The organism is Mesorhizobium sp., assembly GCF_005063415.1.
Classification (GTDB): Bacteria; Pseudomonadota; Alphaproteobacteria; order Rhizobiales; family Rhizobiaceae; genus Mesorhizobium.
In genome coordinates this window covers 11,594-23,835 of the sequence record NZ_SUEG01000087.1, presented here as the reverse complement: position 1 = coordinate 23,835, position 12,242 = coordinate 11,594, and the positions used below count along the sequence as shown (strand labels likewise).

The window sequence follows — 12,242 nt, the reverse complement described above, 5'->3', positions numbered from 1 at the left end:
GCTCGACGATCTCCGCCGACAAAGCCGGCAGGGTCGGTACCGGGCCGGTCTCCAATCCAGGCCATCGATTCACCGTCGTCATCGATCCCGGCCATGGCGGCATCGACGGCGGTGCCGAGGGCCTGAACGGTACGGTCGAAAAGAACGTGACGCTCGCCTTCGCCATGGAACTGCGCGACAAGCTCGCCGCCGGCGGCAAATACGACGTGTTCCTGACGCGTGAGACCGATGTGTTCCTGCGGCTCGACGACCGCGTGCGTATTGCCCGCCAGCGCGAGGCCGACCTGCTCATCTCGATCCATGCCGACACGATCAGCCTCAAGGGCATTCGCGGCGCAACCGTCTACACCGTGTCCGACAAGGCTTCCGATCCCGAGGCGCAGGCGCTTGCCGACCGTGAAAATCTTTCCGACCAGTTCGCCGGCATGGAGATCAAGGACGACAGCAAGGAAGTGACCGATATCCTAATCGACCTGATCCGCCGCGAGACGCATAATTTTTCGATGAGCTTCGCGCACACTCTCGTCGGCCAGCTTTCCACCAGCGTCGGCCTGATCAACAACCCGCAGCGTTCTGCCGGCTTCAAGGTGCTGAAGGCGCCGGACGTTCCATCCGTGCTGGTCGAACTCGGCTATCTGTCGAACGCCAAGGACGAAGCGCAGTTGCTCAGCGCCGATTGGCGCAACAAGGCGACCCAGAGCATAACCAACGCCGTTGCACTGTTTGCTTCGGCCAAGAGCGGAACGGGGGCCGGAGGCTGAAATGCCCGCCGGCGCACACAACCTGAAGCAGCGTTGCACGGCGACAACATCCTGTGCTTTTATTTCCGGCATTCGAAACCGAAATTCCACGCTGCCGTATTTTGCCCACATGGTCGCGACATGGGTTTTGCGATTATGGTTTGGGATCGTCCCGAAAGCTTGCGTGAAGGGCGGCTTCGTTTAGGAAATTCCCGAACCAAGGACTGGAGCGGGTATGATTCGTCTCATTGGCTATTTCTTCGGCATCGGCACGACGCTGGCCCTTTTGGTCGCGGCGGGCGTGGCGATCTATATCGGCCATTTGTCGAAGGACCTGCCCGATTACGAGGTGCTGGCCAAATATGAGCCGCCGGTGACGACCCGCATCCACGCGTCGGATGGAGCGCTGATGGCCGAATATGCGCGTGAGCGGCGGCTTTATCTGCCGATTCAGGCGATCCCGGATCGTGTCAAGGCGGCCTTCCTGTCGGCCGAGGACAAGAACTTTTACAATCATCCCGGCATCGACGTGACCGGCCTTGGCCGCGCCATTGTCGTCAACCTGCAGAATGTTGGCTCGGGAAAGCGCCAGGTCGGCGCCTCGACGATTACCCAGCAGGTGGCGAAGAACTTCCTGTTGTCTTCAGACCAGACCTACGAGCGCAAGATCAAGGAGATGATCCTCGCCTTCCGCATCGAGCAGGCCTATTCGAAGGATCGCATTCTCGAGCTCTATCTCAACGAGATTTTCTTCGGTTTCGGCGCCTATGGCGTCGCCGGTGCTGCACTCACCTATTTCGACAAATCGGTGAACGAGCTCACCGTGGCCGAGGCTGCCTATCTTGCCTCTCTGCCGAAGGGGCCGAACAACTATCATCCCTTCAAGCATGCCGATCGCGCCTTGGAGCGCCGCAACTGGGTCATCGACCAGATGGTCGAGAACGGTTACGTCACGCATGAAGAAGGCGAGAAGGCCAAGGCCGAGCCGCTCGGCGTCTCGCCGCGCCGCACCGGCAACTATCTCTTCGCCGGGGAGTATTTCACCGAGGAAGTGCGTCGCCAGATCATCGCGCGCTATGGTGAGAATGCGCTCTACGAGGGCGGCCTTTCCGTCCGCACGACGCTCGATCCGAAGATGCAGCTGATTGCCCGCAAGGCCATGCAGAACGGTCTCATGAAGTTCGACACACTGCGCGGCTACCGCGGGCCGGTCACGAGCATCGACATTTCCGGCGACTGGGGCGTGCCGCTGGGCAACGCCAAGCGATTGGAAGACGTGCCGGAATGGTCGCTCGCCGTCGTGCTCGACAGCTCGGCCACAGGCCTGTCCATCGGCCTGCAGCCGACGCGCCAGATTTCCGGCGAAATCGTCAAGGACCGCGTCGAAGGCACTGTCAGCAAGGAAGACATGAGCTTCGCCATGCGCCACGTGGTCGACGGCAGGACCGTCAAGGCGAAGTCGCCGGCCGACGTGCTGAAGCCGGGCGACGTGATTTTCGTGCAGAAGAACGACGGCTCGGACAACAGCTACAGCTTGCGCCAGGTTCCCGAAGTGGAGGGCGGGCTGATCGCCATGGACCCACATACCGGACGCGTCCTGGCCATGGTCGGCGGTTTCTCCTACGCGCAGTCGGAGTTCAACCGGGCGACGCAGGCCATGCGCCAGCCGGGGTCGTCGTTCAAGCCGATCGTCTATTCGGCCGCCCTCGACAATGGCTATACGCCCGCCTCCGTGATCATGGACGGGCCGATCACCATCCAGAGCGGCAACACGACCTGGACGCCCAAGAATTACGACGGAACGGTGGCCGGCCCGGCGACCTTGCGCTCCGGTATCGAGAAATCGCGCAACCTGATGACGGTGCGGCTTGCCAACGACATGGGCATGAAGCTGGTCGTAGAATATGCCGAGCGTTTCGGCGTCTACGACCACCTGGCGCCGTATCTGCCGATGGCGCTGGGATCAGGCGAGACGACGGTGATGCGTATGGTGTCGGCCTATTCGATCATGGCCAATGGCGGCAAGTCGATCAAGCCGTCGCTGATCGACCGCATCCAGGACCGCTACGGCAAGACCGTCTTTAGACAGGACGAACGCGGCTGCTCGAACTGCAACGCCGCAGAGTGGCAGAACCAGCCAGAGCCGGAGCTGGTCGACAATTCCGAGCAGGTGCTCGATCCGATGACCGCCTACCAGATCACATCGATGATGGAGGGCGTCGTGCAACGCGGTACCGGCGCCACCATCAACGAACTCGGCCGTCACATCGCCGGCAAGACCGGAACGACCAACGACGAAAAGGATGCCTGGTTCATCGGCTTTACGCCGAACCTCGTTGTCGGCCTCTATATGGGCTACGATCAGCCGAAAGGTCTTGGCAAGGGCGCGACCGGCGGCGGCCTTGCCGCGCCGATCTTCAAGGACTTCATGCGCGTGGCGCTGGACGGCACGCCCAATGTCGACTTCAAGGTTCCGGAAGGCATGAAGCTGATTGCGATCAATCGCAAGACCGGCATGCGGGCTAATGCGGGTGACGCCGGAGCCTTCATCGAAGCCTTCAAGCCGGGTACCGGTCCCGCCGACAGCTATTGGGTGATCGGCATGGGTGCGGACGGCTCCAACGCCACCGGCGGGGCGCTATCGCCGCAGGCCAACCAGGCCATCCAGTCGGGCGGCGGCGGGCTCTACTGACAATCGCTACATCGGGTCGGGCCGGCTTGACGATCATGGTCGAGACGGCCCACTTCGCTTTACAGGGGCCGGCGCTTTACAGGGGCCCGGTGCTTTACAGGAGACCGTGCCGTCCCTATGTATCGCGCCACCAAACCGCCATTCAGCAACAGGACAGAACAGCCAGCCATGCGCGCGGAAACGCAAAATATTGTCGACGAGATCAGGCAGGCGATCACCCTGCTGAGGAGGCATCTTTGACTGGGATCAAGCCATAAAGCGGCTTGAGTACCTGAATGTCCGTGCCGAGGATTCAAGCCTCTGGAACGAGCCGCTGGAAGCGCAAAAGCTGATGCGCGAGCGTCAGGGCCTCGAGGAAGGCATTGCCGCGGTCAAAGGCCTCACCCAGGCCCTGGAAGACAATATCGGCCTGATTGAGCTTGGCGAGGAAGAGGGCGACGAGGGCGTCATCGCGGAGGCCGAAGCGGCGATCCGCTCGATGCGCGGCGAGGCCAAGGCGCGCCAGATCGAAACGCTGCTGTCGGGCGAGGCTGACGCCAACGATAGCTATCTGGAAGTCCATGCCGGCGCCGGCGGCACCGAAAGCCAGGACTGGGCCTCGATGCTTCTGCGCATGTATACGCGCTGGGCCGAGCGCCGCCGCTTCAAGGTCGAGGTGCTGGAAGTGCATGACGGCGAAGAAGCCGGCATAAAGTCCGCCACGCTGCTGATCAAGGGCCACAACGCCTATGGCTGGCTGAAGACGGAATCCGGCGTGCATCGTCTCGTGCGGATTTCGCCCTATGACAGCAATGCGCGCCGCCACACCTCCTTCGCCAGCGTCTGGGTCTATCCCGTCATCGACGATACGATCGAGATCGACGTTTCCGAATCCGACGTCCGTATCGACACTTACCGTTCTTCGGGATCGGGCGGCCAGCACGTCAACACCACCGATTCGGCGGTGCGCATAACCCATCTCGCCACCGGCATCGCGGTCGCCTGCCAGGCGGAGCGCTCCCAGCACAAGAACAAGGCCAAGGCTTGGGAAATGCTGCGCTCGCGGCTTTACGAGGAAGAGCTGAAGAAGCGCGAAGCGGTGGCGAACGCCACGGAAGCGTCGAAGAGCGATATCGGCTGGGGCCACCAGATACGGTCCTACGTGCTGCAGCCCTATCAGCTGGTGAAAGATTTGCGCACCGGTGTCGAGAGCACCAGCCCGTCGAGCGTGCTCGACGGCGACCTCGACGATTTCATGGAAGCCTCACTCTCGCAGCGGATCGAGGGTGGCGCCGGTGAAACGGTGGCCGATATCGACTGAGGCTGACGGCACCAGTCCGGCAGTACCTGGTTTCATCACGCGAGAGTTACGGCCATCGCGCGAGAGTGACGAGCTCTCAATTTGCACTTACCTGTCGTTCTACAACTTTGTTTTTCGTAGAGTTTTTCAAAATCGAATTCCGCTTTTGACGCGGATGCCTCGGGCCTGCCGGTGCCAAGCCTGGAACCAGCGCGAGCCAAATCCCGTTATTGGCGATCCCGCTGCCGGGGTTGACCACGTTTCGTCAATCAGGGCGGCAGGTTGGTTCTGACTGCAGAGGTCGGCGTTCGGTTGCAACAGCAATTCCTTGCGCCAACCAACGAATCAGCCCAGCATTCATGCGCTGGGGAGGAAAAAGCATTTATGGCCGGACGCGGCGTATCTGCGACCTGACGATCCGGCCACTGGGAAGACACGTTCCGGGAACGGGCAAGCGAAATGCTTGACAACCGTTGATAGGAACTGCGCTCATGCCTGCTCTCGCACCCAGATCGGCCCCAATCGCCCGCGCGGCGCGCCGACTCCTGAATTCACTTGTCGCGGCAGTGGTTTTGATAGCTGCCGCCATTCCATTCGCGGCGCCTGCTCTGGCGCATGATGCCAAGCCGACCGCGGCCATGCCTCAAGGCTGGAGCTACCCGTTCTCCTGCTGCTCGGGCTATGATTGCCGCGAGGTCTCTCAGACGTCGATCAGCGAACGTCCCGAGGGCTATGTCATCAAAGGAACCGGGGAAGTCGTGGCCTATAGCGACAAGCGGATCAAGAATTCGCCCGACGGCGAATATCATTGGTGCTCCGTCGCCGGCGCCAATGACGGAAAGACCATCTGCCTGTTCGTGCCACCTTCGTCCTATTAGTGCATGTCACCCAAAGTTTTGCCCACGGCTTGACCCGAGGGAGTGCAGCGGTATTGGATTTACGCGCTCCAGCACTATTAACCTGCGCATCGCAGGCCCACAGGTCTGCTGACGGGGAGTTGTCAGGAGCGTTTCTTTATGGTGCCTTGCCGTAGGGGCGGCGGGCATTGTGAGGGACTGGTTCATGACCATCAAGGCAAGCTGCCACTGCAAGGCGACGACGTTCGAGGTTTCGCAAGCGCCGCAGACAGTGACCCGGTGCACCTGTTCCTTCTGTTCGAAACGCGGTTCGTTGTGGGCCTATTACACCCCATCGCAATTCAGACTCACCAGCCCGCCGGAGAATGTTTCGTTCTACCAGTGGGGATCGAAAACCATAAAACATGGTTTTTGCGCCACCTGCGGCTGCGGCACCTTCACAGAGACGCCGGACTGGTCGACAGGCGAGCCGAATTTCGACAATCCGAAAATCAGCGTGAACTCGCGGCTGTTCGACGATTTCGATCTCGACAAGGTCGAAGTGGTGGTCATTGACGGCAAGAATCTCTGGTAGCCGGGTCGAATTGCGGTGGTCGCGCGAGCCGCTGCAGGCGTGTGGAATTGAGCCGGGGAAAGCCGCGGCAGCGGCTTTTGCTGGTCCGCTTTTCGCCGCATTTCATGTTACAAGTCGCTGGAAGGGCTGATGCGGTGCGCCGTTGCGCGGCCGTGGAATGGAGAGGGACCACCATATGAAAAAGATTGTGCTCGCCGTCGTGGCGACGGCTGTGCTCGTGAGCGCATGCACCACCGATCCCTACACCGGGGAACAGAAGGTTTCCAACACCGCTGCCGGCGCCGGTCTCGGTGCTTTGGCGGGTGCCGGGCTCGGTATGCTTGCCGGCGGCAACGACCGCCGCAACGCGCTGATCGGCGCGGGCATCGGTGCGCTTGCCGGTGGTGCCATCGGTGCCACCATGGACCAGAACGAGGCCGAACTGCGCCGGCAGCTTCAGGGCACCGGCGTCAGCGTCACCCGCACCGGCGACCAGATCATCCTCAATATGCCGTCCGACATCACCTTCAATGTCGACCAGGATGCGGTGAAGGCCGGTTTCTATCCGGTGCTGAATTCAGTGGCCCTTGTGCTGAAAAAATTCCGCCAGACCACGGTCGACGTGTTCGGCCACACCGACTCGACCGGCGGCGACGAGCACAATTTCGACCTGTCGCAGCGCCGCGCTTTGGCGGTCGCCAACTATCTGTCCGGACAGGGCGTCGATTCCCGCCGCTTCGCCGTCACCGGCTTCGGCAAGACGCGTCCGATCGCCTCCAACGCGACCGCTGCCGGCCGGGCTCAGAACCGCCGCGTCGAGATCCAGCTGTCGCCGCTCACCTGAGGCAAGCGCACGAACCAGGAGCGGCCCCGCAAAGGGGCCGCTCTAAATGGTTGTGGCGGACCGCCGGCCGCCGGCGCTCTTCGTTCGTGATGTCAGGACGGGGTTCGTGATGTCAGGATCGGGCCGGCTGATCGACAATCGCGGCAACGATCCGGCGCACGATCGGAAGCACAATCAGCAGACTGGGAAACGCGACAAGCCATGAAGCGCCCCATGCATAGCTCCAGGCCGCTATAAACCCGTTCGTCCAGCCTGCGCCGATTGCCGTCGAAACCGCCGAGACGATCGAGGACATCAGAATCGAAAGAACCAACGGCATCACCACCGCGCCGTAGGAGGGTGGCAGCTTTCTCAACTTGAAGGCTCGGTCCGGTGATGCTTGCATCGAAATCTCCCAATCAGAAAATGTCCGTAAGCGTCCTGAGGACGATCAGGCGGCATATGCCGTCTGCAGCGCCAGTTCCCGAATGAAGCTTCGCAGCGAACGCGGCTCGCGGCCAAGCGCGGCGCGCAACGTCAGGCTGTTCCCGCCGAGGCCGTATTTGGCGTAGTGGCTGTGTACTTTGGCCAGCATCTGCAACTGGCGGTCGGTATAGGGAAGGCGGGCCTTCGCCGCCCAGTCCTGAAATGTCGGCTCGCCCGCCGAAACCGGCCGGCCAAGCGCTTCACTCATCATGGCGACGACCTCTTCGCGGCTGTGCATACCGTCGGCGCACAGTTCGAGGGTCGCATAGGACAAACGCGCTTCGGTCAGTGCGATCGCCGCCACTTCAGCCACATCGCGATAGTCGACGCGGGCGAGCTTTGCCGTCTTTGGAAACGGCTCGGCGAAAACGCCGTGCTCGACGACGGACGGCCAGGCCGCCGCGATATTTTGCATGAAATTGGCCGGGTGCAGAATGGTGTATTCCATGTTCGTCGAATAGAGGGCAGCTTCGACGGGTACCTTGCTTGCATGGTTTTCCAGCCTCGTATTGGTGGGCTGGATCACCGACGAAAAGACGAACTTTCGAACATCTGCTCGCGCCGCCGCCTCAACCATGGCAACCCCCATGGCGGCTTCGTCGGGAGCAAAGGCCGGTCCGATGTGGAAGACACCGTCGACACCTTCGACGGCCTGTTCAAGGCTTTGATGGTTGCGCAGATCACCGATCGCGATCTCGGATGCGCCGGCTTTCCGGGCTTTTTCGGCAGCCTCGGCGTCACGAACAAGCGCTCGAATCCTGGCATTGCGGCGGACGAGTTCAGGCACCACCAAACCGGCAACGCGGCCTGCGGCGCCTACGACCAGGACGGTTGGACTGGGTGTTCGCATGACGATCTCCTTCCCTCGAGTCTGCCTTCGGCCTGTGCAGGGATGATAAAATCTAGCGAACTGCGTTACAATTGATCGATTTTGCGATAGTTTCTCCCGATTTTCGGGAGAAATACGCGATGAGCCGGATAGATGATTTAGAAGCCTTCATTGCCATTGTCGAGCATGGCAGCCTGACGGCTGCCGCACGCCGGCTGAACCGCTCGCTGCAGTCGGTCAGCCGGTCTCTGGCGACATTGGAGGAATCAATCGGGGTCGAGCTCCTGCACAGGACGACACGCCGCTCGACGCCGAGCGAAGCCGGAGCGGCCTTTTTCCAGCGCATCAAACCCGCCGTCGAGGAAATTAACGAAGCCAGGCTTCAAGCGGCCAATCGACGATCCGAGCCGTCGGGCATCCTGCGCATGAGTGCCCCGGTTCTGTTCGGCCCGGACTTCCTCGTGCCGGTTATCGCCGACTATATGCGGACATATCCCCGGGTCGAGGTTGACCTCCAGCTTTCCGATGAATTTGTCGATCTTGATGCCGAGGGTCTCGATCTGGCGGTAAGGATCGGCAATTTGCCGGATTCCAATTTACGTGCGAAGCGCCTGGGGGCGCTGCGGCGCGTCGTGTTCGGCGCACCTGCCTACTTCCAGCAACACGGCCGACCGGCCCATCCGCTTGAATTGCGTGAGCATGAATGCATCGTGCGAACTGTCGACGGCCGCCCAGGCGAATGGATGTTTCAGATTGAAGGCAAGCCCCGGCCGGTGAAGGTCGCGGGCACCTTCCGGTCGAATTTGATGATATCGATCTATGCAGCCGCGGTTCACGGATTGGGTTTGGGCTATTCGCCGCTTTGGCAGGTAAAACACCCGGTGGACGATGGCCGCCTGGAATTGGTTCTAACCGAATTTGAGCCAGTGCCGGTGCCGATACACGCCGTGTGGCCGGATGGCAGATCATCCTCGGCCAAAGTCCGCGCTTTTCTGGACCTGCTGGCATCCCGCCTGGAGCTCAAGAACCTTTAGGGCCTAGACCAAACTCAACGCCGATCTTACCTCATCGACATCAAGTTCGTGATTAGAACAGCCGTGGCGGCGTCGAGTGCGGGTTGATGGACCCCCGAATGACCGATGTCCTTCAGCTGTTCGGTCGTCAGATCTGCCAGTGCCCTGCGTCTTGCGACGGTCCGCCGCCATCCCGTGAAGGCAGCAATCATCATTGCTGCGCTTTTCAGGCTAGACCCAAGCAAGCGTTTGGACATGCTGCGGGCGGCGCGAGTTTCCGTGTGAGCCATTGTTTTGGTCTCCCATTTCGAGTTTGCGGATGGGAGCGTGCCACGCAGGCGTTTTCAGGCTGTTCGGCTGTGCGTGAACAACTGGGAGAAGTCCGACAATCCGCCGTTAAATCGGTGTTAAATCGATCCACCGAGATGGTATTCTGTCGCTGCGATCGAAGTCTGGAGAGGATTTGTGCGCATCCGGTTGCTTGGTGGCCTGGAGGTTACTTCCCCGGAGCACCGGCCTGTCCGGTTCGCCACACGCAAGACTTCGCTTCTTTTTGCTGCTCTGGTTCTCGCAGGCCGCCGCGGCCATCGTCGCGAGCAGCTTTCCGAAACTTTTTGGCCAGGGCGAAGCAACGGGCAGGCCCGCAATAGTTTGCGGCAAGCGCTGGTCGACATCAGGCGCACGTTCCCGGCCAGCTCGGATGCAACCGTCTACATCGATGGGGACCAGGAAACCGTCGCGCCGATTGCCGGTCCAGATGAGGCGGACATCTCGATCTTCGCCCGGAAATTAGAGCAGGGCCGAACCACCGATCTCGCCTTCGCCGCCGATCTCTACCGCGGTGAGTTGCTTGCCGGGCAAGCCATTCCTGACGAACTGGACGAGTGGTTTGGACCGTATGTGAGCAAGTATCGGCGCAAGGCGCTGCAATTGGTCGATCGGCTGAGCCTGGCGCTGCCCGCACCCGGCTCAGCGGAAGAGACGGCCTGCGAAGGGCTCGCGGAGAGAATGCTCGCCTCGGATCCGACTGCGGAGGCAGCCCATCGGGCACTGATCCGCATCCACGCTCATCGAGGTCACGAAAACGCGGCCTTGCGCCAGTTCGAGCTGTGTCGGGCAGCTTTAAAAAAACATCTGAACGCCGAGCCTGAAGAGCAGACAAACTCACTGGCGGCTTCTCTGCAGTCCCGTGAACGTCAGCGGCCGGAGCCAAGCTCTGGCGCCGCATCACTGGCGCGGGTTCGGGCAGTCCCGACGAGGCGCGACGACCAGCCATCAATTGCGGTGCTGCCGTTTCAGAATCTAAGCGGTGATGTCGAGCAGGAATATTTTGCCGACGGCATGGTGGAAGACATCGTCACCGCCTTGGCTCACTTTCGTCAGCTGTTCGTGGTCGCACGGAATTCGAGCTTCACCTACAGGGGACGATCCATAGACATAAAGCAGGTCGGGCGTGAGCTCGGCGTGCGCTATGTGGTCGAGGGAAGTGTTCGCCGGGCGGGCGACCGCCTGCGCATCGCCGGGCAGCTCATCGACACCTCGACAGGGGCCTATCTCTGGGCCGACCGTTTTGACGGAGCGCTCGCCGAAGTCTTCGATCTGCAGGACCAGGTCGCCTCGAGCATTGTCGGCGCAATCACACCGAAAATGGAGGAGGCTGAGATCGAGCGTGCCAAACGCAAACCGACCGAAAGCCTCGACGCCTATGACTACTATCTCCGCGGGCTGGCGGCCTTTGACCGGACGATCACTAGTAGATCGGCCATTGACGATGCCTTGCGCCTCTTCATGAAGGCGATCGACCGTGACCCGGAGTTTGCCGCAGCCTATGCGCGGGCGGCGCGGTGCTACGCTACCCGAAAAAGCAACGGCTGGATGGTCGACCGCGCGAAAGAGAATGCCGAGGCTACTCGACTGGCCAGGAGAGCGGTCGAACTCGGAAGGGACGATGCGATTGTGCTTTCCTTCGGTGGATACGTGCTCGGCTACGTAGGTGGCGACCTTGACGACAGTGCGGCTTGCATCGATCGCGCGCTCGTTCTCAACCCGAATCTAGCGGCCGCGTGGGGCCTAAGCAGCTGGGTCAGGGCTTGCTTTGGCGAGCCAGGCAAGGCCGTCGAGCACGCCGCCCTTGCCATGCGCCTAAGCCCATTGGATCCACGCCTGTTCGCTTGGCAATTCAACACCGGACTCGCTCATTTTTGTGCCGGCCGCTACGATGACGCCGTCGCTTGGGCGGGAAAGTCGCTGCGGTACCAACCGAACTATGTGAGCGCGATGCGTGTAGTGGCGGCGAGTCATGCCCTTGCGGGGCGCCTGTCGGACGCGCAGCAAATGATGGCCCGGGTCTGCGAGGTCGATCCCTCGCTGCGGCTTTCGAATCTCGCCGAGGTGCTGCCGCCGTTTTATCGACCGGACGATCGCAGCAGATATATCGAAGGCCTTCGCAAGGCGGGCCTGCCGGACTAACGCCATCTCAGCCTGAAGCGAGGCCGTCCTATGTCGGCTTCGGTGCTTCGCGCGTCGGTGTACGCGCGAACGCCGTCTCAGACCTTGGCGACGATCCGCATGAAGGCTGGCATGTCGTCGCCGAAGCCGACGGTCGCGTCATTGTCTTCCTGGCGCTGGCGGGCAGGGCGCTCGCGCTGCGGCCTGGTGTCGCCGCGTTCCGGCGCGCGCCGTTCGTTGCGATCGGGCGAAGCCTTGCGTTCCGACGAAGCCTGGCGCTCGCTGTTTTCGGAGCGGATCGCCTCCTTGCGGGTACGCCGCTCGTCGATGTCGGCGACTTCGGCCACGACCGGCTGTTCCTCGCTCACCGCTTCCGGCGTAGCTTCCTCGCCACGTTTGGCATGGCGTTCACGCGGTTTGCGCTCGCCCCTGTCCTTGGTGTCGTCCTTGCGGCCGGCGCGGCGTGGCGCACCACGGCCACGGCGCGGGGCCTCATCCTCGCCGCCCTCGCTGGCGACGACC

At 61.6% G+C, this 12,242-nt stretch carries 11 protein-coding genes and 1 pseudogene; 8 read left to right on the top strand and 4 right to left on the bottom strand.

Going from position 1 to position 12,242, the window contains the following annotated elements; all coding sequences use genetic code 11:
• From E5W70_RS21185 to E5W70_RS21160, 6 genes are all read left to right on the top strand, one after another.
• The coding region (locus tag E5W70_RS21185; protein ID WP_292661927.1) for an N-acetylmuramoyl-L-alanine amidase at nt 1-761 on the top strand (761 nt) is incomplete at its 5' end.
• A gap of 214 nt (nt 762-975) precedes the next feature.
• A complete protein-coding gene (locus tag E5W70_RS21180) occupies nt 976-3,432 on the top strand; it encodes a penicillin-binding protein 1A (protein WP_292661925.1) in 2,457 nt (818 codons plus the stop codon).
• 168 nt (nt 3,433-3,600) lie between these two features.
• Nucleotides 3,601-4,732, top strand: a protein-coding gene (prfB, locus tag E5W70_RS21175) for a peptide chain release factor 2 (protein WP_292661922.1) whose coding sequence is annotated in 2 segments (ribosomal slippage) — nt 3,601-3,666 and nt 3,668-4,732 — 1,131 coding nt in all. Because the reading frame shifts where the segments join, the coding sequence is not laid out codon by codon here.
• A 470-nt stretch (nt 4,733-5,202) separates the two neighbouring features.
• Nucleotides 5,203-5,589 (top strand): hypothetical protein, encoded by a 387-nt coding sequence (locus tag E5W70_RS21170; protein ID WP_292661917.1) that lies wholly within the window; start codon nt 5,203-5,205, stop codon nt 5,587-5,589.
• A 184-nt stretch (nt 5,590-5,773) separates the two neighbouring features.
• Nucleotides 5,774-6,142: a GFA family protein gene (locus tag E5W70_RS21165; protein ID WP_023679923.1), complete on the top strand. Its 369-nt coding sequence runs from the start codon at nt 5,774-5,776 to the stop codon at nt 6,140-6,142.
• A 175-nt stretch (nt 6,143-6,317) separates the two neighbouring features.
• Nucleotides 6,318-6,965, top strand: coding sequence for an OmpA family protein (locus tag E5W70_RS21160; protein ID WP_023679922.1), 648 nt, complete (start codon nt 6,318-6,320; stop codon nt 6,963-6,965).
• Nucleotides 6,966-7,077: 112 nt separating this feature from the next.
• Here the strand turns inward: E5W70_RS21160 and E5W70_RS21155 are convergent, their stop codons facing one another.
• Both E5W70_RS21155 and E5W70_RS21150 read right to left on the bottom strand, forming a co-directional pair.
• Nucleotides 7,078-7,350, bottom strand: a complete 273-nt coding sequence (locus tag E5W70_RS21155) for a DUF2798 domain-containing protein (RefSeq protein ID WP_023679921.1) — start codon at nt 7,348-7,350, stop codon at nt 7,078-7,080.
• Nucleotides 7,351-7,395: 45 nt separating this feature from the next.
• Complete coding sequence (locus E5W70_RS21150; RefSeq protein WP_292661907.1) at nt 7,396-8,280, bottom strand: NmrA family NAD(P)-binding protein; 885 nt, start codon at nt 8,278-8,280, stop codon at nt 7,396-7,398.
• Between the two features lie 119 nt (nt 8,281-8,399).
• Here E5W70_RS21150 and E5W70_RS21145 point away from each other — a divergent pair, with 119 nt between their 5' ends.
• On the top strand, nt 8,400-9,293 hold the full coding sequence (locus E5W70_RS21145; protein ID WP_292661905.1) for a LysR family transcriptional regulator: 894 nt from the start codon (nt 8,400-8,402) through the stop codon (nt 9,291-9,293).
• 26 nt (nt 9,294-9,319) lie between these two features.
• On the opposite strand, the gene E5W70_RS21140 is transcribed toward E5W70_RS21145, so the two are convergent.
• The gene (locus tag E5W70_RS21140; protein WP_292661930.1) at nt 9,320-9,484 is read right to left on the bottom strand and encodes a DUF1127 domain-containing protein; all 165 of its coding nucleotides are present in this window, start codon (nt 9,482-9,484) and stop codon (nt 9,320-9,322) included.
• A gap of 253 nt (nt 9,485-9,737) precedes the next feature.
• Here E5W70_RS21140 and E5W70_RS21135 point away from each other — a divergent pair, with 253 nt between their 5' ends.
• Entirely contained in the window at nt 9,738-11,741 is a 2,004-nt protein-coding gene (locus E5W70_RS21135; RefSeq protein ID WP_292661902.1) for a BTAD domain-containing putative transcriptional regulator, read from the top strand.
• 77 nt (nt 11,742-11,818) lie between these two features.
• Here the strand turns inward: E5W70_RS21135 and E5W70_RS21130 are convergent.
• A pseudogene (locus tag E5W70_RS21130) lies at nt 11,819-12,242 on the bottom strand (ATP-dependent helicase); the annotation flags it as partial.